The organism is Oscillibacter sp. MSJ-31, assembly GCF_018918025.1.
Classification (GTDB): domain Bacteria; phylum Bacillota; class Clostridia; order Oscillospirales; family Oscillospiraceae; genus Hominicoprocola.
On sequence record NZ_JAHLPT010000003.1, the window covers coordinates 41,211 to 64,375 of the forward strand.

The following is a 23,165-nucleotide window of genomic DNA, read 5'->3' on the forward strand; positions in this document are numbered from 1 at the left end:
GTTGTTACAGGGTAAATTTCCGATGCAGGAACGCCAGCACCGGGTGGCATACGATCAGCAGCGGCAGCGAGAGCGCCAGCTCCTGCACCGCGCGCAGCGCGATGGCAGACAGCTCCGAGCGTCCGCCGGCGAGCAGCGTGACCGCCGTGATGAGGTCCACGAGCACGAATGCCGCCGTGCTCACCGCCAGCGAGCACAGGATGCCCGGCTGCAGCACGCTCCTCGCGATGAGCGCCGCGAGCAGCGCCGTGAGCGGGAACGCGATCGTGTACAGGCACGGCAGCGGGGCGGTCAGCGCCAGGTCGCACAGCACGCCGAACGCCAGCGCGAACACAAAGCCCTCCAGCCGGTCCTCCATCGACGCGAGCACCGCCGGCAGCAGAGGCGGCAGAAAGGGCGCGATGCCCCACACGCGCAGGTGGGCAAGCGTCAGCTCATGCCCAAAGAGCAGCAGCAGACACGCAAGCGCGTAAGCGGTCCATTTGACCGCCGTATCACGCGTGGTCGACGGCGACATGGCAGCGCCTCCCTTCCGAAAAATGCTTCACCGTCAGTCGACGATGTCAAAATCCTTGATGATGAATACCTCGCTCAGCTCGCCGAGCCGCGCCGCAGGCGCAAGCACCGCGTACTGCGCCAGTCCGTCGTCGCCCGTCCGCACAGACTCCACCGTCCCGATGACCAGCCCGCCCGGGTAGAACCCACCGAGGCCCGAGGTCGTCACCACATCGCCCGAGAGCAGCTGCGCGTCGGCGGAAAGATAGCTCAGCTTGAGCTTTCCCTCGCCCATCAGCGCCAGATCGCCCTCCGCGACCGCGACCTCCTGCGTGCGGAACACCCGCGCGCCCAGCTCCGTGTCGGTGTCGATCACCGTCAGCACCGTGCACCAGTTGTAGCCCACCGCGGACACCACGCCCACCAGGTCGCCCTCGGCGGACACCACGCAGTCGTTTTTCTCCACGCCGTGCGCCGTGCCGCGGTTGAGCGTCAGCGCGCTCGTCCAGTTCGTGCTCTCGCGGTCGATGACCGCCGCGGACTCGAAGGTCAGGTCACGCCGCTGCTCCCGCAGCTCCAGCAGCTCGCGCAGCAGCGCGTTCTCCTCGCGGTCGGCCTCGGCCTGCCGCGCGTCGCGCTCCAGCTCCGCCACGCGCTCACGCAGCGCCTCGTTTTCCGCTATGAGGTCTGAGTAGTCCTTATAATAGCGCTGCTTGTCCTCCGCCCACGTCGCCACCGCCGTGACCGCCGAGCGGAACGGATAGGTCAGCACGCCCACCGCATTCTGCAAAAAGCCCGACGTCGCGCTCACAAAGCTCAGCACGCTGATGAGCACCGCGCAGACGGTCGTAATAATGAGCAGCCGCAGGCCGTATTTTTCCAGAAATTCGCGCAAAGCGCAGCCCTCCCTTCGGGGGTCGTTATTTTAGAAGAAGCGCACGCCGAAATGCTTCGTCAGGCATTGCCCCAGCTTCTCCACCGGCAGTCCCATGACGTTGTAGAAGTCGCCGTCGATGCGCTCGACGAGCAGCGCGCCCAGGCTCTGCACGCCGTAAGCGCCCGCCTTGTCCATCGGCTCGCCGGTGGCGATGTAGGCGCGCAGCTCCTCCTCCGTGCAGGGTCGGAAGTACACGTCCGTCGATACCGTAAAGGCTTCCGCCTTGCCGCCCTGCCGCACCGTCACGCCCGTGCAGACCGTGTGGCGGTTTCCCGCCAGCTCCGTGAGCATCCGCAGCGCGTCCGCCTCGTCGCGCGGCTTGCCGAGCCGGTCATTCTCCAAAAACACCATCGTGTCCGCCGTGATGAGAATATCCTCCGGCCCGACCAGCGGCGCCGCCGCATCGGATTTCAGGCGCGCGATGTGTGCGACGATCTCCTGCGGCGCAAGCCCCTCGGGATAGGTCTCCTCCACGTCGGGAACGACCACGGAAAAATCGGTGATGCCCATGCGCCGCAGCAGCTCATGGCGGCGCGGCGACTTGGAAGCCAGCACGATATGCGGCATGATCTCAGTCCTCTTTTCAATACAAATCGTAATATCACGCAGAAAAACTACGTTTCGTTTTCATTTTTACTCCACGCCGCGGTAGAAAAGCCCGCGCGTGATGTCCTTGGGCGTGTATTCCTCCCGCCCCTTGTAGGCCCGCAGCACGCGCACGCACTCCTCCGCCGACTCGGTCGTAAAGCGCAGCCGCGCGTAGGTCAAACCGATTTTCCGGTACTCCGGCTTGTCTGCCAGCCACAGCGTCTTGCCGTTCTGGAGCTCACTCCGGCAGCCGTAGGCGTGCAGCACCGGGAACCGCTCACCCACGCGGTCGGTCAGCTCCGGCGCTCCGGCGCACGCGCTGTCCGCGCAGACGGTGCCGCAGCGCCCCTTAAAGCGCCGGCAGCCGAACTCGTTCGCCACGATGCAGTTTTCCGTGATCATCAGCGGCAGCCGCCCGTAGACGATGGCCTCGCAGGGGATGCACTTGCTGATGTCCCGCAGCTGCTCGTGCCGCAGCTCGAACGACAGCGTCGCGCCCGATAGCCCCTGCTCCTTCAAAAACCGCAGCGCCGCGGAGTTGAACACATTCAGCCCGAAGTCCCCGCGCAGCTCCATATCCAGCCCGCGCACGAGCGCGAAATGTCCCAGATTCCCCAGCACCGCGCACTCCGCGCCACGCTCCTTCGCCGTGCGAAGCTGTTCGCGCAGACCTTCCTCGTCCGCCGTCCGCCACACGCGCGGCAGCACGGCGGCAAATTTCGTCCGCCCACGGTATTTCTCCACCTCGACCGACGGCAGCAGCTCCAGCGGCACATACACCGTTTCCACGCCCTCGTTCACCAGCGCATCGGTAAGCTGCTCAGCGCGATAGACGGACACCGTAAAGCGCGGCGGCTCCGTCGGGTTTTTGATCCTCTCAGCCGGGACAAACGTCCCCTCGCGCCGCTCGGGTATCTCCGTCCGCATCGCCTCCAGCGCCGCGAGCGCGTCGCGCCGCAGCGCGTTGAGCGCGCTCGCCGGAACGGACAACCCGTCCTCCGCTGTCACCGCACAGTCCGGCACCGTGAACGCCGTCCCGCCGGTCTTGCGCAGACGGGCCTCGACCTCCTCGGCTGTCACCGCGCGGCTTCGCGCCACCTCCGGCGCGACTCCCGTGACCGTGACGCAATGCCCGTCGCCGTCCCCGGCGGTCAGCACCATCGGCTCGCCCAAGCGAAGCGCCGCGCGGAAGCGCACCGGCACGAGCCGCATATCCTCTTTTTCATAGGCCGCCCGCAGCGTGCCGAACCATTCCTCCGGCCACCGCGCAGTTTCCGGGCGAACGCCAAACATTTCCTTCCCGCGCCGGCCGCGGTAATAGCCGTCCGTGAACCCGTCGCGCGAGAACGCCAGCGCGAGCTTTTTCTGCTCGTCCGCCGTCGGTGCGCGGTGCTCGCGCAGCAGCGCGGCATAGATGCCCGTCACCGCCGCCACATACTCGGGCCGCTTCATGCGCCCTTCGAGCTTCAGGCAAGCCACGCCCATCTCCGCCATCTCGCCGGCATACGCCGCGAGGTTCGCGTCCTTGAGCGACAGCGGATTCGCGTCCGCCCTCCCGTGCCAGCCATAGCGCAAGCGGCAGGGCTGCGCGCACGCGCCGCGGTTGCCGCTCCGCCCGCCGATCACCGCGGACATCTCGCACATTCCCGAATAGCACATACAAAGCGCCCCGTGCGCAAAGGTCTCGATCTCGATCGGCGCGCGCTCCGCGATCTCGCGGATCTCCTCGCCCGACAGCTCCCGCGCCAGCACTGCGCGCGTCATGCCGAGCCGCGCCGCCTCCTCCACACCCGAGAGCGTGTGCAGCGCCATCTGTGTGCTCGCGTGCAGCGGCACATCGGGGATCACCGCGCACAGCGTCTCGTAAACGCCCCAGTCCTGCACCAATATCGCGTCCACGCCGTATTCGCTCGCCCGCCGCGCCGTCTCGGCGAGCGCGGGCAGCTCGCGGTCGGTCACGAGCGTGTTGAGTGTCAGATAGACCTTCACGCCCCGCAAATGGCAATAACGCACCGCCGCCAGAAATTCCTCATCGCTGAAGTTTCTGGCGCTGCGGCGCGCGTTGAAGCTGCCAAAGCCCATATACACGGCGTCCGCGCCGTTCTGCACGGCGGCGACCAGCGCCTCGCGTCCGCCCGCGGGAGAGAGCAGCTCCGTCATTATTTCCTGTTCTGCAATTTGAACAGCTCGCGCTTGAGCTCGCTGACCTCGTTCTTCGCCTGCGCGGCGTCGTCGATGTACTGCTTGAGCTGGCGGCGCAGCGCCTCGCTGGCCTCGCGCTCCTTGAAGAGCTCGTCGGCAATGTTCGCCGCGGCGAGCACGGCGGCGTCGGTGCGTCCCACCTTCGCGCCGGTGAGCATTTCGTCCATCTTCGTGCCGACGTAAGCGCCGACCTTCTGCATATAAGAGGGGGCCTCCTCGGCGACAAAGGTATACTCCTCGCCGCAGATGCTGACGGTAACGCGGTTTTCCATCGTTATGATCTCCTTTCTCTTCCCCGGGAGCAGACGTAATAATACAGTTTTTAATATAACACAAAGTGTATTGGGATAAAAGAGGGATTTTAAAAATTTACAATTTTTGCCGCCGAGGGCGGCAGGGGCTTGCCGCACGAAGCGCGGCGCTTGTCAAAGGGGGTATTCTCTTCAACCAAGAGAATACCCCCTTTGGAACCCCCAGAGACAACGAGGGGACACCCCTCGACCCCGCATTGTCTGTCCCTGCAAGGAATCACTGCACGCGCTGCGCAAAGAACTGCCCGCGGTTTCCTGTTGCCGCTTTCGATCTGGTCTGCGCCTATGTCCGCTCAGCCGCTGCTGCGGCGGGGTTACGGAGACGTTTTATTCCGTCGCTTTTGGGTAAACCTGCACGGTTATATAAAATTCGCTCTCCGGCGGCAGCGTCTCGCCGGTCGACTGCTCATACCGCTCACAGGCTGTCGTATCCGCGGCATACATTTTCTTTCTGCACCGCGCAACACAATGCCCATAATCAAGTGCCATATACCGCCCCGACGATATCACATAGTGCTGCCGAAAAAATTTGCAGTCCCCACAGTCCATGCACGTTTCTCCGTTTTTCCATAAGTGTTATCGTTACAATAACACTTCGTTTGTGGAAAGTCAACCTTTCTTTCGTTAAAATGTTTGCATCATGCTAAAGGAGTGTTATCATGGCAACGGACAAGATCCAGACCGGCATACGCTTTCACGAAGAGATGCTCAAGAAGATCACCTACATCGCGAAAAAGAACCACCGTTCCCTCAACGCCCAGCTCGAGCATCTGACGCAGGAGTGCATTGACGCCTACGAGCAGCAGCACGGCAAGATCAACACGGAGGAATGATCCCTGCACATCCCACCGAACCCCCGCCGCAGCAGCGGCTGAGCGGACATAGACGCACGCCAGATCGAAAGCGGCAGAAAGCGCGGCTGTGCCGCGCCGATACACTCACATACGGCTGCTGAACGGTAATTTGACCGCCGCAGTTCGGGGGGCAAGGGGCGACAGCCCCTTGCGTTCTCTTGGGGTCGCGCAGGGGCGGTTCTCTTTCGGAAAGAGAATCGCCCTTGCGAAATGTGCCGCACAAAGTGCGGCGAGTTCCGCCGCCCTCGGCGGCAAAAAAGGAGCAACACCATGTCCATTCTCTTTGATCCCCGCGACGCGCGCTGCAAGTCCCCCTTCGGCGCGGTCACGACCTTCGCCGCGGTGGACTTCACCTTCTACCCGCGCGGGTACGCCGTCACCGGCTGCACGCTGCTCGCCCACCACGAGTTCTCCGACCGCTGGACGGAGACCGAGCTCCTCCCCACCACGGACGAGGATGGCGCCCCCGCCTTTTCCGGCACCTTCTTCGCTCCCTCGCAGCCGGAGCTGATCTGGTATCACTTCCGCCTGCGCTGGGCGGACGGCGGCGAGAGCTGCTATGGCAAGGACGGCTTCCAAAGCTGGGATAAGGTAACACCCTGGCAGCTGACCGTCTACGATGGCCGCGCCAAAACGCCCGGCTGGTTCGGCCGCGGCGTCACCTATCAAATTTTTCCCGACCGCTTTTACCGCGCAAGGACGCGCAGCGTGGACGGTCTGATCGGCTGCCGCACGCTTCACGAGCGCTGGGACGAAACGCCGCTCTGCGGCCCCAACGAGCGCGGCGACTACTGCGAGGACTTCTTCGGCGGCGACCTCGCCGGCATCACGGAAAAGCTCGACTACCTCGCCTCGCTCCACGTCACCACGCTCTACCTCAACCCGATCTTCGAGGCCGCCTCCAACCATCGCTACGATACCGCCGACTACGAAACGGTCGACCCGCTCCTCGGCGACGAGCAGGACTTCCGCACCCTCTGCACGGAGGCAGAAAAGCGCGGCATCCGCGTCATGCTCGACGGCGTATTCAACCACACCGGCGCAAAAAGCCGCTACTTCAACGCCGACGGCTTCTACCCCGCGCCCGGCGCGGCGCAGGGCCCCGTCTCCCCCTACTATTCGTGGTACAGCTTCCACCCCTTCCCCACGGACTACGATGCCTGGTGGGGCATCAAGAATCTGCCCGCTGTGAACGAGCGGAACGAAAGTTATGTCAACTACATCATCACCGGTGAGAACTCCATCGTCCGCCGCTGGCTCCGCGCGGGCGCGAGCGCGTGGCGGCTCGACGTCGCCGACGAGCTGCCCGACGAATTTATCTTCGCCATCCGCGCCGTCATGCAGCAGGACTTCCCCGACGCCTACCTTCTCGGCGAGGTGTGGGAGGACGGCACCACCAAGGTCGCCTACTCCAAGCGTCGCCGCTACCTGCTCGGCGGCGGACTGCACGGCCTGATGAACTATCCCTTCCGCACCGCGCTGCTGTCCTATCTTGCCGGCACGTCCGGCGCGGAGGACTTCCGCGACGCGATGGAGGCCATCCGTGAGAACTACCCCTCCCCCGCCTTCTACGGCGCGATGAACTTTCTCTCCACGCACGACACGCCGCGCCTGCTGACGCTTCTCGGCTGTGAGCAGACGCCGGCGGACCGCGATGCGCGCGCGCACTACCGCCTCTCCCCCGCCGAGCGCGAGCGCGGCACGGCGCTGCTCAAGCTCGCCGCGCTGGTGCTTTACGCCTTCCCCGGCTCGCCCACGGTCTACTACGGCGACGAGGCCGGCATGGAGGGCTTTGAGGACCCGTTCAACCGCCGCACCTACCCATGGGGGCATGAGGATACCACGCTGCTCGATTGGTTCCGCACGCTCGGCAGGCTCCGCGCCGAACGGGAGTCGCTGCAAAGCGGCGACATCACCTATCCCCTTGCTGCGGGCCGCGTGCTCTGCTTTGCCCGCCGCGCGGGCGATGAGGTCTCCCTCTGCGCCGTCAACGCCGGCGCGGAAAGCGCCTCGGTCGACCTGCCGTGGGCAGCGCCGCTTGCGCACGACGCGCTCAGCGGCCAGTCGTTTTTGGCCGAAGGCGGTCGGCTGCATATCACCCTCGCCCCCTACGACGCTCTGCTGCTGACGGAGTAGCTCGCCTTCTCCCGTTCGGTTCTCCGTGCTGCCGCTTATTTGCGCTCTGCCGATTCTTTTCCGCTGAATTGCGCGGCGCAGTCTCAAAATGTTTCACGTGAAACATTTTGCCTCGCTTTACACTTTGGTCATTGCCCTCATTTTACGAGGAGTGATGTTTCACGTGAAACATCACTCCCCGTTTTTGCATATCGCGCAGAAATTTCGTGCAAAATTTTTTCTCTTTCCGGTTGAAATCAGTCTGATTTGTGCTATACTGTTTTCTACTATACTTGAAGGGCCGGGATCAAGCCGTTCCGGCAGAAGGCGGGTGTCGTTTTTGGCAAAAATCATAGCGATCGTCAATCAAAAGGGCGGTGTCGGCAAGACGACCACCTGCGTCAATCTGACCGCCGTGCTGCGCGAGCGCGGCAAGCGCGTGCTGCTGTGCGACTTTGACCCGCAGGCGAACTCCACCTCCGGCATGGGCGTGGACAAGACCGTGTCGCAGGGCGTCTACGACGTACTCATCAACGGCGCGGATGTGAAGTCCGCCGTCGTCGCCACGCGCTACGGCGACGTGCTGCCCTCCTCCAAGGCGCTGGCCGGCGCGGGCATTGAGATGATCGACCTGCCGGACCGCCAGTTCCGGCTCAAGCAGGCGCTCGACGTTCTCGCCCCCGACTACGACTACATTCTCATCGACTGCCCGCCCTCACTCGAGCTGCTGACGCTCAACGCGCTGTGCGCGGCGGACTCCCTGCTCGTGCCCGTGCAGGGCGAGTATTACGCGCTCGAGGGCCTTTCCGATCTGATGAACACCGTGCGCATCGTGCGCCGCAGCATGAACCCGCGGCTGGAGCTGGAGGGCGTGCTGCTGACGATGTTCGACGGGCGCACCAACCTCGCCATGCAGGTCGCCGAGGAGGTCAAGCGCTACTTCCCCGGCAAGGTGTATGCGACGGTCATTCCGCGCAACGTGCGCCTTTCCGAGGCGCCGAGCCACGGTAAGCCCATCAACGCCTACGACCGCACCTCCCGCGGCGCGGAGGCCTACGGCGCCTTCGCCGACGAGTTCCTGAAGAAGAACGGCTGAGCGGCGGCACGGGCAAAAGCAGTCGGATACGGCTCCGCTTCGCAGCAGCCCAACCTTATTAAAAAGACAGCCGTGGGCGGGACGCCCGGGCTGTTCCGATCATCGCACCCCGACAGAAAGGAGAATTTTCATGGCAAACGCAAACCGCGGCCTCGGCCGTGGGCTTGGCGCGCTGCTCGGCGACGCCGCCTTGCAGACCGAAAGCGCCGACAGCCTCTACCTCCCCATTTCGCAGGTGGAGAGCTGCGCCGGTCAGCCGCGCAAGCATTTTGACGACGCCGCGCTCGCCGATTTGGCGGACTCCATCCGCGAACACGGCATCATTCAGCCCCTGACCGTGCGCAAGCTCGCCTCGGGCTACTATCAGATCATTGCCGGCGAACGCCGCTGGCGGGCTGCGAGGCTCGCCGGTCTGACGCAGGTGCCCGCCATCGTCATCGAGGCGGACGACCGCAAGGCGATGGAGCTGGCGCTCATTGAAAACCTGCAGCGCGAGGATCTGAACCCCATCGAAGAGGCTGAGGGCTACAAAACGCTCATTGAGACCTATCACATGACGCAGGAGGACGCCGCCGCGACGGTCGGCAAGTCGCGCCCCGCCGTCGCCAACGCCATGCGCCTGCTCACGCTGGACGAAAGCGTGCGCGAGGCGGTGAAGGACGGCAGGCTGTCCGCGGGCCACGCCCGCGCACTGCTCCCCCTCCCTGCCGCCAGGCAGCGCGAGGCCGCGGAGACCATTGCAGCGCAGGGACTGAGCGTCCGCCAGACTGAGGCGCTCGTCAAGCGCCTGACGACGGAAAAGAAGGAGCGCGAGCCGTCCATCGAGGAGATCACACACAAGCTGCACGCCCACATCGCGGAGGAGGAGCTGGCCCAGTCGCTCGGCCGCGGCGTGAAGATCGTGGCAGGCCGCAAGAAGGGCCGCATCGAGCTGGACTATTACGACATGGACGACCTGAACGATCTGCTCGACGCGCTCGGCACCCTGCAGCAGCGCAAAAACGGAGGAACCAAAAAGTGACCGATTTCATTCACGAAGCACCGCCGCCGGAGAACCCGAAGCCGGCGGCTCCCGAAAAGCCGACCAGTGAAAAGGAGCGGCAGAAGCGCGTTTACGCTTACATTGCCGTGCTGTTCACCGTCGCCTTCATCCTTATCCTGTGGTCGTTTTTAGCGAACCACCGCTCGAACCAGCAGGTCATCGACCAGCTCAAGGGCAGCACGAGCATGATGCAGTCTACGCTCGAACAGAACGCCAAGCTGGAGGCCGAGGTCAAGGCGCTGGAAACGCAGGTCGTGGAGCTGGAGCAGACGCTCGCCGAAACCGAAGACGCGCTGAGCGCGGCGCAGGAAGAGACGGAAAAGTACCGTGCGCTCTACGAGGAGCTTGCCGGCGAGGAAAGCGGAACGCCCTGACGGCAAGCCGCGCTTCACCGGTATACGCGCCCTTTCATACGATATTATGATAGCGAGGTAGAAAATCATGCTGGATATTCGATTTATTCGTGAAAACCCCGAGCTTGTGCGGGAAAACATCAAGAAAAAGTTTCAGGACGCCAAGCTCCCCCTCGTGGACGAGGTACTGGAGCTGGACGAGAAGAAGCGCGCCGCCATCACCGAGGCGAGCGAGCTGCGCGCCCAGCGCAACACGCTGAGCAAGCAGGTCGGTATGCTGATGGGACAGGCCAAGAAGGACCCGAGCAAGCTCGAGGAGGCCGAGGCCATCAAGGCCAAGGTCAAGGCGCAGGCGGAGCGTTTGGCGGAGCTGGAAAAGTTAGAGGTCGAGTACGAGGAGAAGCTGCACCAGGATATGCTGCAGATCCCGAACATCATCGACCCCAGCGTGCCCATCGGCCCCGACGACAGCTATAACGTCGAGGTGCAGCGCTTCGGCGAGCCGAAGACGCCGGATTTTGAAATTCCCTACCACACGGAGATCATGGAGCGCTTTGACGGCGTGGACATGGACGCCGCGGGCCGCGTGTCCGGCGCGGGCTTCTACTACCTGCTCGGCGACATCGCGCGGCTGCACGAGGGCGTGCTCGCCTACGCGCGCGACTTTATGATCGACAAGGGCTTTACGTTCTGCATCCCGCCGTTCATGATCCACGGCAACGTGGTCGAGGGCGTGATGAGCCAAACCGACATGGACGCGATGATGTACAAGATCGAGGGCGAGGACCTCTATCTGATCGGCACGAGCGAGCACTCGATGGTCGGCCGCTTCATCGGCGAGATCCTGCCCGAGGAGAGCCTGCCGCAGACGCTGACCTCCTACTCCCCCTGTTTCCGCAAGGAGAAGGGCTCCCACGGCATCGAGGAGCGCGGCGTGTACCGCATCCACCAGTTTGAAAAGCAGGAAATGATCGTGGTCTGCAAGCCCGAGGACAGCATGAAGTGGTACGAGCAGATGTGGAAGTGGAGCGTGGAGCTGTTCCGCAGCATGGACATTCCCGTGCGCCAGCTCGAGTGCTGCTCCGGCGACCTCGCCGATCTGAAGGTCAAGAGCTGCGACATCGAGGCGTGGAGCCCGCGCCAGCAGAAGTATTTCGAGGTGTGCTCCTGCTCCAACCTCGGCGACGCGCAGGCGCGGCGGCTCAGGATCCGCGTCAAGGGCGCGGACGGCAGGATGTATCTGCCCCACACGCTCAACAACACCGTGGTCGCGCCGCCGCGTATGCTCATCGCGTTCCTGGAGAACAATTTGCAGGCCGACGGCAGCGTGCTCATTCCCGAGGTCCTGCGCCCCTACATGGGCGGCAAGGACAAGCTGGTGCCGAAGCATTGATTTTTGATAACAATTCGTAGTATTTCAATAATAAAATACTATTCGTTTTCAAAACAGGCAAAGGAGACTTCTTATGAAGAAGTTTATGGAAGAATTCAAGGCGTTTGCCATGCGCGGCAACGTGCTGGATATGGCCGTCGGCGTCGTCATCGGCGGCGCGTTCGGCAAGATCACGACCTCGCTGGTGAACGATATTATCATGCCGCTCGTCTCCATTCTCACCGGCGGCGTGGACTTCTCCGCGTGGAAATGGGTGCTCAAGGAGGCCGTGATGGAGGGCAGCGAGGTCGTTGACCCCGAGATCGCCGTCAACTTCGGCAATCTGATCTCCGTCATTCTGGACTTCATCATCATCGCATTCGCTGTGTTCTGCATGGTCAAGGCCATCAACAAGATGCACGACAAGCTCTCCAAGCCCGAGCCGGAGGCCGAACCGGAGGCTGAGGAAGATCCGGAGCCGACGAAGGAGGAGCTGCTGCTCGCCGAGATCCGCGACCTTTTGAAGGAGCAGAGCAAATGACCGCGCTGCTGCGCGAGGGACTGCGGGAGCTGGGGCTGGACGAGAGCCGGGCGGAGACGCTTGAGCGCTTCGCCGCGCTGCTGCTAGAAAAGAACGAGGTGATGAACCTCACCGCCATCACGGAGCCGGAGGCCGTCGCGCAGCTGCATCTGCTCGACAGCGCGGCGCTGACACGGTTCGTTGACCTCTCGGGGAAAACGGTGGTGGACGTCGGCACGGGCGCGGGCTTCCCGGGGATGCCGCTGCGTATTCTCAAGGACGACTTCGATCTGACGCTGCTCGACAGCCTCGGCAAGCGCATCGCATGGCTCGACGAGGTCTGCGGTACGCTGGGGCTGAAGCGCGTGGAATGCGTTCACGCGCGGGCGGAGGAATTTGCCGCCGGACATCGGGAAAGCTATGACCTTGCGGTGTCGCGCGCCGTCGCGCAGCTCAATGTGCTCTGCGAGCTGGCGCTGCCGCTTGTGAAGGTCGGCGGGCAATTCCTCGCGATGAAGAGCGTGGACACCGAGGAGGAGATCGCCGCGGCAAAGGGCGCGATCAAAACGCTCGGCGGAAAAATCGTCAAGGTCGAGGATTACACCATCCCGACGAGCGGGGTCACGCACCGCGTGGTGGCGATCGAGAAGGTCTCCCCTACCCCGCCGAGGTATCCGAGGGCGTTCGCAAAGATCAAAAAGCAGCCGCTGTGAGCGGCTGACGGGAGTTTTCTATGGGACAGGTCATCGCCGTGGTGTCCGGAAAGGGCGGCACGGGAAAAACTTCATTCACCGCGCTCGTCGGGTCGGCGCTCGCCGAGATGGGACACCGGACGCTGTGCCTCGACTGCGATGTGGGTCTGCGGAATCTGGACCTGGCGCTCGGCATGAGTGACAGCGCGCTGATGGACTTCACCGACGTCATTCTCGCGCGCGCGACGCTCGAGCAGGCTGCGGTGCGGCACCCGCGCTGCGACCGGCTGTATCTGCTGACCGCGCCGGTCGGGCTGCACGAGGATATCCGCACGAGCGAGATGAAAAGGCTGCTCGACGAGGTGCGGAGCAAGTTCGACTATTGTCTCATTGACTCCGGCGCGGGGCTGGGCGACGCCTTCCGGCTCGCGACCTGCGCGGCGGACCGCGCGGTGGTGGTCGCGACGACCGATCCCACGAGCCTGCGCGACGCGCAGCGGACCGTGATGGAGCTGCGCGATTACCCGAACGGAAGGCTGCACCTGGTGGTCAACCGCGTGCGTCGCAAACTGCTCAAGGCGCTGAGCAGCAACATCGACGACGCCATCGACGCGGCGGGCCTGCCGCTGCTGGGCGTGATCCCCGAGGACGAGGGCATCCCCATCGCGCTGGGGCGCAATGCCCTGACCGTATTCTCCCGCGAGAGCAGCGCCGAGATCGCCTGCCGCAACATCGCGCGCCGTCTCACCGGCGAGCACGTGCCGCTGATGAAGCTGCCACGGCGATAAAACAGAAAATCATAAATTTACGATAGAAAGGGGCGCGGTTATATGAATATCGCTCTCATGGCACACGACAACAAAAAAGACCTGATGGTGCAGTTCTGCACAGCCTATGCAGGCATCCTCTCCAAGCACACCATCTGCGCGACCAACATTACCGGCAAGATGGTCGCCGAGGCGACGGGTCTGCCCATCCACCTCTTCCTCGCGCGCGTACACGGCGGCGCGGAGCAGATCGGCGCGCGCATCGCCTACAACGAGATCGACATGGTGCTCTTCTTCAACGACCCGCGCGATGAAAAGTCCTGCGAGAGCGTGAGCTATATTTCCCGCCTGTGCGACCAGAATAACATTCCCTTTGCCAGCAATGTGGCGACGGCGGAAATGCTCGTCCTCGGCCTCAGCCGCGGCGACCTCGACTGGCGCGACATCGTGAACCCGAAAACCAAGCCGTTTACGGCGTTATTTTGAATACAAACCGTATTATTTCAGCTTGAAATTACAGATAGGAGTTGTTATTGTCTTATGATGCAGTCCCGTACACACAACTGTAACCAGCTTCGCATCGAGAATGTGGGCGAGAAGGTCAAGCTCGTCGGCTGGATGGAAAACGTCCGCGAGGTCGGCGGCAATCTGGCGTTCGTCGTGCTGCGCGATTTCTACGGCACGACGCAGGTCGTCGTCGAGGACGAGGCCGACCTGAAGGTCATCAAGGGGATCAACAAGGAGAGCACCATCTCCGTCGAGGGCACCGTGCGCGAGCGCGCGAGCAAGAACAGCAAGCAGGCCACCGGCGAGATCGAGGTCGTGCCCGAGAAGATCGAGGTGCTCGGCCGCTGCCGCTACAATTCCCTGCCCTTTGAGATCAACCGCAGCCGCGAGGCCGACGAAACGCAGCGCCTGAAGTACCGCTACCTCGACCTGCGCAATCCCGCGGTGAAGAAGAACATCATCCTGCGCTGCCAGGTGATCGCCGCGCTGCGTCAGGCGATGATGGCGCACGACTTCCTGGAGATCACGACGCCGATTCTGACCGCCTCCTCCCCCGAGGGCGCGCGCGACTATCTCGTGCCCGCGCGCAAGCACCCGGGCAAGTTCTACGCGCTGCCGCAGGCGCCGCAGCAGTTCAAGCAGCTGCTGATGACGAGCGGCTTCGACCGCTACTTCCAGATCGCGCCCTGCTTCCGTGATGAGGACGCGCGCGGCGACCGCTCCCCCGGCGAGTTCTATCAGTTGGATATGGAGATGTCGTTCGCGACGCAGGAGGACGTGTTCGCTATCTGCGAGGACGTGCTGCCCCCCATCTTCGCGAAGTTCGGCACCTATGATATTGCATCCCAGCCGCCGTTCCGCCGCATCGCGTACAACGACGCGCTGGCGGTCTACGGCAGCGACAAGCCCGATCTGCGCATCGACCTGACTGCGACCGACGTGACGGAGCTGTTCGCCGAGAACGAATTTGAGGCGCTGCGCGGTCAGACGGTCAAGGCCGTGCCCATCACGGACTGCAAGCTGACGCGCAAGCAGATCGACAAGCTGCTCGGCGACTGCGAGGTGCAGAGCGGCACGAAGAGCTATTGGTTCAAGGTCGATGAGCACGGCGAGCTCGCCGGCGGCATCGGCAAGTTCGTCGCCCCCATCAAGACCGAGCTGACCGAGAAGCTGGGGCTCAAGCCCGATACGCTGGTCATCGTGTGCGCGGGCAAGCTCGCGACCAAGGCCGTGGGCGTCGCCATCAAGACCTTCGGCCCCGCCTGCGAGGGGCACATGGACAAGGAGCGCTACGAGTTCTGCTGGATCGTCGATTTCCCGATGTACGAGATCGGCGAGGAGAGCGGCGAGCTGGAGTTCTGCCACAACCCGTTCTCGATGCCCAAGGGCGGCATGGAGACGATGCTGGCCGCCGAGCGCGGCGAGCTCGACCCGCTGAGCATCACCGCCGACCAGTACGACCTGGTCTGCAACGGCGTGGAGCTCAGCTCCGGCGCGGTGCGCAACCACGATCCCGAGATCATGATCAAGGCGTTTGAGCTGGTGCGGCTCGGCGAGGACGACGTGAAGGCCAAGTTCCCCGCGATGTACAACGCCTTCTGCTACGGCGCGCCCCCGCACGCCGGCATCGCTCCGGGCGTGGACCGCATGGTGATGCTGCTCGCGGGCGAGGATTCCATCCGTGAGATCATTCCGTTCCCGATGAACAAGAACGCGCAGGACATCATGATGGGCGCGCCGAGCGAGGTCACGCAGAAGCAGCTCGACGAGCTGCACATCGCCGTGACAGCGCACGAGGACGAGTAATACGCGCGCCCAGCGAGCGCAAGCGAGCCGCCGCGAAAGCGGCGTACAAGCGTTTTGCGCAGCAAAACCTTGGCGGAGGCGGAATTTATTTCCGCCGAGCATTGTGATGCGTCAGGGCTCCCAAAACGGCGGCGTCCGTTTTGGGAGGTACGCGCCGAGCGAGGTCACGCAGAAGCAGCTCGACGAGCTGCACATCGCCGTGACAGCGCACGAGGACGAGTAATCTTAATACCGGCCGCGCGATGCGCGGCGCACATATCAAAGGGGCCATTCTCTACCGTAGAGAATGGCCCCTTTGGAACCCCAGGAGAGCGCAAGGGCTACGCCCTTGACCTGCCATTGGAGGTTTTTCTATAGAACAACTGCACGCGCTGCGCAAAGGAGTGCGTGCGGCTTCTTTATCGGCTTTCGATTTGGTCTGCTCCTTGCGGCCGCTGCCGCTCTGCGGCGGGGTTACGAGGCTACTATTGCTCGTCCGTGAAGGTAAAAAGCTCGTTTGGTGTACAATCAAGAAGCTGACAAAGGACCTCGATATTTTCGTATCGAATCGACTTTGTCTGGTTGTTTACCATTTTGCTGAAGTTCTGGTAGCTCATACCGAGCTGCTGATATAACCAATACTTTGTTTTCCCTTTGCGTTCCAAAAGTGCCAGTGCATTTAATGTTACCATATCTCATGCTCCCATTAGCTAATGAATTAGTGCTATTCTAAGGAAGCATTCCTCTTGACATATAGACTAATGCATTAGATAATGTTTACATCAGATATTGGAGGTAACAGGATATGGGGATCTATCAGCTTTGCTATTTGAAAATGCACAGCGGTATGCTGTTTTTGGCCGGACATACGGAGGATAAGGAGAAGGAAACACTGCTAAAGGCGTTGTCTGATGTGATGGACGCGGCCCGCAAGGCGATGGCAGGCAAAAGCTTTGCGCGATCTCCCTATCGCGCTCCCATTGCGGCACTGGCCGCGGGCGCGGCTGCCGCGCTCGCCTATCTGGAGCAGGGGGAACGGAAAAAAATGCGCGAGGAAATCCTGACGGCTTTGAACGCCGCCGCAAAATAATTGTCCGTAACCCCGCCGCAGCAGCGGCTGAGCGGACATAGGCGCAGACCAAATCGAAAGCCGATAAAGAAGCCGCACGCGCTCCTTTGCGCAGCGCGTGCAGTTGTTCTATAGAAAAACCTCCAATGGCAGGTCAAGGACGCAGTCCTTGCGCTCTCTGGGGGTTCCAAAGGGGGTATTCTCTACGGTAGAGAATACCCCCTTTGATATGTGTGCCGCGCGATGCGCGGCGGTTTTTTGATGCAAGCGCTATGAATACGCCGCGACGTGCTCGCGGTAATACTGCACAGCGAGCCAGCTGCGGTAGAAGCTGCGGTCGGTGTCGCTGAGGACGGAGGTCAGGACACCGTCGTGCAGGAAGAGCCCGTTCGTGTGCAGCAGCGGCGAGATGTCCCGCATGGCGCGGGAGAGCTGCATATAGCCGGGGCCGACCCAACCGCACGCGTCGAACAGCCGCGTCATCAGGAAGCAGGGCGAAAAGTCGCCGCCGTCGCCGGTGAAGTCCGCGCCGAGGACCTCCTTCGCCGCGCGGTTCGCCCAGATGAGATAGGGCGTGGCGTAATAGTTCCGGAAGCCGGCAAGCGTGGACGTGTCAAAATCAATGCCCATCTCCTCATAGACCGAGCCGCCGTTGCCCATCCACGGCTTGTGGTCGCCGAAGAGCACGAGCACCACGGGGGTATCGCGCGCGTCCAGCTCCTGCGTCAGGCGGACATATTCGCGGACCGTTTCATTCACGCCGAAGAGGTAGTTGTTGAGAATATTACAGCTCTCCTGCGACCAGCCGCTTGCTTCGGGCGAAACATAGGGAACGGCGCTCTCCGTTTCGGCGTAGGGGCCGTGATTCTGATAGCTCACCGCGAAGGAGAACAGGGGCGAGCCGTCCGCCGCGTCGAGGTCGGCGAGCAGGTAGTCCGCAAGCTGTTGGTCGGAATGCCACATGGCGACGTAGGGGTCGACCAGCTCGCCGAAGCCGTTTTCCGTGAAAACGCTCCGGTCAAAGCCGAGATAGTCGTTCACGCGCTCGCGGTCGTAGAACCAGCTGTAGCCGGGGTGCGCGTAGTGCGCCGCATAGCCCTGCGCCGTGAAGTAGCGGACGTAGGAGCCGACCGCGCCGCGGTATTCGTCGTGCTCGCTCGCGCCGGTGAGGAAGCCCCACTCGGTATCCACGGTGCCGCCCGCGAAGATGTTCGTGAGCAGGCGGCCGGAGAGGCTCTGCTCCTCGAGCGCGTGCCAGGGGGCATAGACCTCCTGCACCGTGTCGAAGCCAGCGAGGGCGTCGAAGTCGGTCAGGTCGCAGAACGCCTCGAGCATCACACCCATGACGGCGACCTTCTCCCCCTCCGGAATGTCTTCATCGGGGAAGGACTCAAGCAGCGCCTGCGCCGCGCGGGCATCGTAGTCCTCCGGCTTTTCGGGGAACAGCTCCGGCACCGAGTGCAGGAAGGAAAGCGCAAAGCCGCGGGAAAGATAGACCTCGTTGTCCGACCAGATATTGATGAGCGAGTCGTTCGCCGTCCTTTCGTAGACGGCTTCGTCGGTGTAAGCGCCGAGGTACGCGCCGACGCCCAGCAGCACGCAGGCCGCCGCGCCCAGCGCGCGGATGCGCCGGCGCTTATCGCCGCGCGGCATGAGGAGCACGGCAAAGGCCAGCATCGCGCCGAGGAGCGCGACCGCCGTGTTGACCTCGGCGGTCCGTTCAAATTCGTATTGACTCATGATGCCGCCCGCCGTGCGCAGGAGCAGGATATCGCTCGCGCGCATCGGATCGCCGCGCAGCATGACCTTATAATAGTTGATGAGCGGGAGGCCCACACCGAAAAGGCCGCTGAGCAGCACGCCGCACCAGCAGCGTCCGGACAGAAAATAGCCCAGCCATGCGAGCAGCAGCGGCGGGAAAAGGTTCAGCGCCAGCAGCAGCGGATGATCGAGATAGGACCGGTACAGCTCCGCCTGCGGGAGGGCGGCATCCGCGCAGGCCGTGAGCCACAGGCCGAGAAAGCCGATGCCGACGCCGAGGAGCGTGAGCAGCACGGCGAGGTAGGCGCGGTGGGCGCGGAGCGTCCCGCGGCTCGCGCCGTCGGGCGGAAAAACAAGGCGAGAAAGCTTCAAATCGGGTTCCCCTTCAAAAAGAATAACAGGATTATAACAGATTTTTCGGCAAAAACAACCGCCATTTCCCACCATTCCGCCAAATCCCGCTCAATGTGAGAAAAAAGGACGGTGAAACGGGGGTGAGGGTATTGCATTTTCCTGGCAAAGCCTTTATAATTATACTAAATCTTCGTCATGCGGCCTGAAAATATTTTAGGTGTTATGACGAAACAAAAGAAAGGGAGAATATCATGGAAAAGCTCTTTAAGCTCCAGGAGAACGGCACCACGGTAAAAACCGAGCTGCTTGCCGGTCTCACGACGTTCATGACGATGGCTTACATCATCGCCCTGAACCCCAACCTGCTGACCAACTTCGCGGTCGGCACCCCGCTGTGGAACGGTGTGTTCCTGGCAACCTGCATTGCCTCCGCCATCGGCACCATCTGCATGGCCTTCATGGCCAACAAGCCCTTCGTTATGGCTCCCGGCATGGGTCTGAACAGCTTCTTTGCCGTGGTCGTGGCCAACATCGCCGTCATCAACAACTGCGAGTATGAGTCCGCGTTCCAGGCTGGTCTGGTCATCATCCTCGTCGAGGGCATCGTGTTCCTCGTCCTCACCCTCCTGAAGGTCCGTGAGAAGATCGTCGAGGCCATTCCTCTCGGTGTGCGCTACGGCATCGCCCCCGCCATCGGCCTGATGCTGATGAACATCGGTCTCGGCTCCAACGTCGGCATCTATGCCGAGGGCAACGGCTTCACCAGCCCCTTCTACATCATGCGCGACTTCTTCGGCGCCCTGACCCCCAGCATCATCAAGGGCAGCATGGGCGACATCGGCTATCACACCATGGTCCTCACCGCCATCACCGCCTTCCTCGGCGTGTTCATGATGGTCGTTCTGGCCAAGAAGGGCATCAAGGCCTCCGTTCTGCTCGGTATGCTCTTCTCCTCCGTGCTCTACTGGGCCGGCAGCTTCCTGTTCCTGGGCGTGAATCCGTTCGCCAGCCTTGAGACCGCGAGCTTCGTGCCCCCCTTCGCCGACATGGTCTCCACCACTCTCTTCAAGTTTGACTTCGCCGGCTTTGTGAACATCGGCTGGTTCACCGCCATCACCCTGATCATCACCTTCTGCATGATCGATATGTTCGACACCATCGGCACCCTCGTCGGCACGGCCTCCCGCGCCGGCATGGTCGACAAGGACGGCAATATGCCCAAGATGAAGGAAGCCCTGCTCTCCGATGCCATCGGCACCATCACGGGCGCTGCCACCGGTACCTCCACCGTCACCACCTTCATCGAGTCCGCTTCCGGCGTTGAGGCCGGCGGCCGCACCGGTCTGACCGCGCTGACCACCGCCGTTCTCTTCCTCGCCTGCATGTTCCTCGCCCCCATCGCCGCCATCATCCCCGGCGCTGCGACCTCCGCCGCGCTCATCTACGTCGGCGTGCTGATGCTCCAGGGCCTCAAGAACGTCAACTTCGACGATATGGATCAGATGCTGCCGGTGTCCATCATGCTCATCGGTATGCCCGTGTCCGGCTCCATCGGCCACGCCATCGGTCTGGGCCTGATCTCCTACACCGTGGTCAAGGTCTTCTCCGGCAAGGCCAAGGACGTCAGCGTTCTGACCTATGTCATCTCCATCCTCTTCGTCATCAAGTTCTTCGCGGTGGTGTAAGACCCATACAGCGGCATAAGAAAGAGCGCCCGTTCGGGCGCTCTTTCCTTTTGGCTTTTTACTTGTAGAAATCCGTGCCGTCCTCAATGACGATGGGCAGGCCGTTGTGGTAGACGGGGATGGTCTCGAACTTGAAGCGGCTGACGCGGTGCTTATGGTCGATCTGCTCTTTAATGGCGGGATCGGCGACGCCCTTGCGGACGTATTCGTTCACCGCGTGGTAGGAAAAGCCGAGGTTGTCCTCGTCGGTCTTGCCGGTCAGGCCGTCGGACGGGGGCTTGATGAGGAAGCGCTCGGGCAGACCCAGCGCGCGGCCGATGGCGATGACCTCCTCGGTGGTGTACATCCCGATGGGCGAGAACGCGCCCGCGCTGTCGCCGTAGATGGTGCAGTAGCCGACCCAGTCCTCGGAGAGGTTGGAGGTGTTGACCACGATGCCCGCATCTACGCTCTGGGCGATGGCGTACAGCGTCGCCATGCGGATGCGGGAGGGGAGGTTGACGGTGGTCTGGCGGCTGGCCTCGATACCGAGACGCGCCATCTCGCCCAGAATGCCGCTCGTGCCGCCGTGGATGTTGAAGGTGTAGTGCTTGATGCCGAGGAAGTCCACGATGCCGTTGGAGTAGTCGATGTCGGGCTGGACGCCGTCGGGCATGAGGACGCCGACCACGTTCTCGCGGCCATACGCCTCGACGCACAGCGCGGCGATCACCGAGCTGTCCTTGCCGCCGGAGATCCCGACGACGGCGGTTTTACCGCCGCAGCCTTTCATCTGCGCGCGCATCCAGTCGAGCAGGGCGGGAATGTGGTCCGCGGCCTTGAAATCCTTGAGATCGTACATAGCTTGCGCTCCTTTTTTGAAATTTGCTGTCATTGTAGCGCAAAAAAGCGCGGATTGCAATGGAAGGAGCGCAGAAATTCTCATTTCATCGGTCTTTTCCGCGCACGGATGTGACAAAATCAGTCGATCAGGGCGCGCAGCTCGTCGAGCGAGAGCGAAGGCTGGAGAGCAAGGCCGACGCCAAAGCCGACAACGCGGGCAAGCTGCTCGGCGCGCGCGTCGATGTCGCGCGGCGTGACCATGACGCTCCCCTGTCCGCGCAGGGCGGTGGGATCGGGGAGGTCCGCCCCGGCCTCATCTAAAAGGTCGAGCGCGAGCGTGGCGGCGTCCACCACGGTGGGGACGCCGACGGCGAGAACGGGAACGCCGAGCGTCTCGCGCGTGAGGGCGCGGCGGTGGTTGCCGACGCCCGAGCCGGGGACGATGCCGGCATCCGTGAGCTGGACGGTGGTGCAGACGCGCCCGAGGCTCTGCGACGCCAGCGCGTCGACGGCAACGACAAGGTCGGGGCGCACGGTCTCCACCGCGCCGCGCACGAGCTCGGCGGCCTCCAATCCCGTTGTGCCGAGGACGCCGGGCGTCAGCACGCTGACATCCGCGAGCGCACCGAAGGCGGCGCAGCCCTTCAGGTGGCGCGTGGCGGGCACATGATCGGCGGCGCGGGGACCGATGACGTCGGGCGTCATGGCGCGGTTGCCGAGTCCGACCACGAGGGCGGTATCGACCGTTCCTTCGAGGAGAGCGCGCAGCTCGTCGCGGAGCGCGAGCGCCGCGCGCTCCGTGTACGCGGGGTCCTCGGGAGAAAGCGCGCGCAGGTCGAGCGTGACGTAGGTCCCGCGCGGCTTGCCGAGGGCGCGCGAGGCCGCCTTGCTCTCCACCGTCACCGTGGTCACGGCGCAGCCGCGGCGCGTCCGCTCGGTGAGCGTGAGGCCGTCGATGGCGTCGTCCTTTTGCGCCGCGCGGAACAGCGCGTGCGCCTCCAGCGCCAGGTCCGTCCGCCGTGCGTTCATAAAACCGCCTGCCTTCCACTAAATCTTGTATATCGCTCTCATTATGTCCCCTAAATTTTGAAGCATACAAAAAAGTGGAGAAAATCTGAAAAAAGTGCTTGCAATTCCTCGAAAACTTTGTTAAAATACCATTCTGCACGGTGGATTTTTTATGTTCGCCGTCAAATCCCAACCGGAGGAGGTGTTTGGTTTGCCGAATATTAAGTCTGCCAAGAAGCGCGTCCAGCTCGCTGAGGTGCGTAACGCCCGCAACAAGGCTGACAAGTCCGCACTGAAGACCGCACTCAAGAAGTTCGAGGCGGCTGCCGCTGAAGGCAATCGCACCGAGGCCGAGGGTGCTTACAAGGTCGCAGTGAAGATCGTGGACAAGTCTGCCGCGAAGGGTCTGCTGCACAAGAACAACGCTGCTCACAAGAAGAGCGCTATGACCACCAAGCTCAACAGCATTGGCTGATCGAACCAAACAGCGAGAGACGTCCGCGAGGACGTCTCTTTTTTGTCTGCCGATCAAAAGACTGCTTTTGGAGCCGCTTATTTACAATTTGTTCACACGGTTTTCAAGTTTTAGCCATAAATCGCTGGTATCTTAATACTTGCAAAGGTGTTACGTGATCCCCGATGTGATTTTCTCCCTCCTAAAAATACACACAACACACAGCCAAAAGCCCCCGTCGAAGGACGGGGGCTTTTGGTGTCTTATCGGGGGCAGGAGCTCCGACGCGCGGCAGAGCAGGAACGCGGGTTGCGTTTGCGCGCGCGGCATGGTAAAATCAGGAAAGGCCGCTGGGTGCGGCAACAGGAGTACACGA

At 62.5% G+C, this 23,165-nt stretch carries 23 protein-coding genes; 14 read left to right on the top strand and 9 right to left on the bottom strand.

What is annotated here, in order from left to right:
- Positions 1-4: 4 nt before the first annotated feature.
- The 5 genes from KQI17_RS03395 to zapA form a co-directional block, all read right to left on the bottom strand.
- The gene (locus KQI17_RS03395) at positions 5-517 is read right to left on the bottom strand and encodes a hypothetical protein (protein ID WP_216494828.1); all 513 of its coding nucleotides are present in this window, start codon (positions 515-517) and stop codon (positions 5-7) included.
- A 33-nt stretch (positions 518-550) separates the two neighbouring features.
- Positions 551-1,390 (bottom strand): rod shape-determining protein MreC, encoded by an 840-nt coding sequence (gene mreC / locus KQI17_RS03400; RefSeq protein WP_216494829.1) that lies wholly within the window; start codon positions 1,388-1,390, stop codon positions 551-553.
- 30 nt (positions 1,391-1,420) lie between these two features.
- A complete protein-coding gene (locus tag KQI17_RS03405; RefSeq protein WP_216494830.1) occupies positions 1,421-1,999 on the bottom strand; it encodes a nucleoside triphosphate pyrophosphatase in 579 nt (192 codons plus the stop codon).
- Positions 2,000-2,065: 66 nt separating this feature from the next.
- Positions 2,066-4,180, bottom strand: a complete 2,115-nt coding sequence (locus tag KQI17_RS03410) for a U32 family peptidase (protein ID WP_216494831.1) — start codon at positions 4,178-4,180, stop codon at positions 2,066-2,068.
- On the bottom strand, positions 4,180-4,494 hold the full coding sequence (zapA, locus tag KQI17_RS03415; protein WP_022019183.1) for a cell division protein ZapA: 315 nt from the start codon (positions 4,492-4,494) through the stop codon (positions 4,180-4,182). Before zapA ends, KQI17_RS03410 begins: the two co-directional genes overlap by 1 nt.
- Before the next feature lie 698 nt (positions 4,495-5,192).
- On the opposite strand from zapA, the gene KQI17_RS03420 reads away from it, so the two are divergent.
- The 11 genes from KQI17_RS03420 (at position 5,193) to aspS (ending at position 15,657) form a co-directional block, all read left to right on the top strand.
- Entirely contained in the window at positions 5,193-5,366 is a 174-nt protein-coding gene (locus KQI17_RS03420) for an Arc family DNA-binding protein (protein WP_022019129.1), read from the top strand.
- A gap of 291 nt (positions 5,367-5,657) precedes the next feature.
- The gene (locus KQI17_RS03425) at positions 5,658-7,523 is read left to right on the top strand and encodes a glycoside hydrolase family 13 protein (protein ID WP_216494832.1); all 1,866 of its coding nucleotides are present in this window, start codon (positions 5,658-5,660) and stop codon (positions 7,521-7,523) included.
- A 319-nt stretch (positions 7,524-7,842) separates the two neighbouring features.
- Positions 7,843-8,598 carry a ParA family protein gene (locus tag KQI17_RS03430; RefSeq protein WP_216494833.1) on the top strand — a complete coding sequence of 252 codons (756 nt, stop codon included), beginning with the start codon at positions 7,843-7,845 and terminating at the stop codon, positions 8,596-8,598.
- Positions 8,599-8,728: 130 nt separating this feature from the next.
- Positions 8,729-9,619, top strand: a complete 891-nt coding sequence (locus KQI17_RS03435; protein ID WP_022018637.1) for a ParB/RepB/Spo0J family partition protein — start codon at positions 8,729-8,731, stop codon at positions 9,617-9,619.
- On the top strand, positions 9,616-10,014 hold the full coding sequence (locus KQI17_RS03440) for a hypothetical protein (protein ID WP_216494834.1): 399 nt from the start codon (positions 9,616-9,618) through the stop codon (positions 10,012-10,014). Before KQI17_RS03435 ends, KQI17_RS03440 begins: the two co-directional genes overlap by 4 nt.
- A gap of 67 nt (positions 10,015-10,081) precedes the next feature.
- The gene (gene serS / locus KQI17_RS03445; RefSeq protein WP_216494835.1) at positions 10,082-11,386 is read left to right on the top strand and encodes a serine--tRNA ligase; all 1,305 of its coding nucleotides are present in this window, start codon (positions 10,082-10,084) and stop codon (positions 11,384-11,386) included.
- A gap of 73 nt (positions 11,387-11,459) precedes the next feature.
- Entirely contained in the window at positions 11,460-11,906 is a 447-nt protein-coding gene (gene mscL / locus KQI17_RS03450; RefSeq protein WP_216494836.1) for a large-conductance mechanosensitive channel protein MscL, read from the top strand.
- Positions 11,903-12,598, top strand: coding sequence for a 16S rRNA (guanine(527)-N(7))-methyltransferase RsmG (gene rsmG / locus KQI17_RS03455; protein WP_216494837.1), 696 nt, complete (start codon positions 11,903-11,905; stop codon positions 12,596-12,598). The genes mscL and rsmG overlap by 4 nt, the downstream gene beginning before the upstream one ends.
- A gap of 20 nt (positions 12,599-12,618) precedes the next feature.
- Positions 12,619-13,365: an AAA family ATPase gene (locus KQI17_RS03460; protein ID WP_216494838.1), complete on the top strand. Its 747-nt coding sequence runs from the start codon at positions 12,619-12,621 to the stop codon at positions 13,363-13,365.
- A gap of 42 nt (positions 13,366-13,407) precedes the next feature.
- A complete protein-coding gene (locus KQI17_RS03465) occupies positions 13,408-13,830 on the top strand; it encodes a methylglyoxal synthase (protein ID WP_216494839.1) in 423 nt (140 codons plus the stop codon).
- A gap of 54 nt (positions 13,831-13,884) precedes the next feature.
- On the top strand, positions 13,885-15,657 hold the full coding sequence (gene aspS / locus KQI17_RS03470; protein ID WP_216494840.1) for an aspartate--tRNA ligase: 1,773 nt from the start codon (positions 13,885-13,887) through the stop codon (positions 15,655-15,657).
- A 464-nt stretch (positions 15,658-16,121) separates the two neighbouring features.
- On the opposite strand, the gene KQI17_RS13760 is transcribed toward aspS, so the two are convergent.
- The gene (locus KQI17_RS13760) at positions 16,122-16,328 is read right to left on the bottom strand and encodes a helix-turn-helix transcriptional regulator (RefSeq protein WP_022018811.1); all 207 of its coding nucleotides are present in this window, start codon (positions 16,326-16,328) and stop codon (positions 16,122-16,124) included.
- Positions 16,329-16,441: 113 nt separating this feature from the next.
- Here KQI17_RS13760 and KQI17_RS03480 point away from each other — a divergent pair, with 113 nt between their 5' ends.
- Positions 16,442-16,726 (top strand): hypothetical protein, encoded by a 285-nt coding sequence (locus KQI17_RS03480; RefSeq protein WP_216494841.1) that lies wholly within the window; start codon positions 16,442-16,444, stop codon positions 16,724-16,726.
- Positions 16,727-16,975: 249 nt separating this feature from the next.
- Here KQI17_RS03480 and KQI17_RS03485 read toward each other — a convergent pair whose 3' ends face one another.
- Positions 16,976-18,838, bottom strand: a complete 1,863-nt coding sequence (locus tag KQI17_RS03485) for an LTA synthase family protein (RefSeq protein WP_216494842.1) — start codon at positions 18,836-18,838, stop codon at positions 16,976-16,978.
- Between the two features lie 233 nt (positions 18,839-19,071).
- Here KQI17_RS03485 and KQI17_RS03490 point away from each other — a divergent pair, with 233 nt between their 5' ends.
- A complete protein-coding gene (locus KQI17_RS03490) occupies positions 19,072-20,505 on the top strand; it encodes an NCS2 family permease (protein WP_216494843.1) in 1,434 nt (477 codons plus the stop codon).
- A gap of 58 nt (positions 20,506-20,563) precedes the next feature.
- Here KQI17_RS03490 and nadE read toward each other — a convergent pair whose 3' ends face one another.
- Both nadE and gpr read right to left on the bottom strand, forming a co-directional pair.
- A complete protein-coding gene (nadE, locus tag KQI17_RS03495; RefSeq protein ID WP_216494844.1) occupies positions 20,564-21,346 on the bottom strand; it encodes an NAD(+) synthase in 783 nt (260 codons plus the stop codon).
- Positions 21,347-21,465: 119 nt separating this feature from the next.
- A complete protein-coding gene (gene gpr / locus KQI17_RS03500; RefSeq protein WP_216494845.1) occupies positions 21,466-22,356 on the bottom strand; it encodes a GPR endopeptidase in 891 nt (296 codons plus the stop codon).
- Positions 22,357-22,546: 190 nt separating this feature from the next.
- Between gpr and rpsT the strand changes: the two genes are divergently transcribed.
- A complete protein-coding gene (gene rpsT / locus KQI17_RS03505) occupies positions 22,547-22,810 on the top strand; it encodes a 30S ribosomal protein S20 (protein WP_216494846.1) in 264 nt (87 codons plus the stop codon).
- Positions 22,811-23,165: the final 355 nt, after the last annotated feature.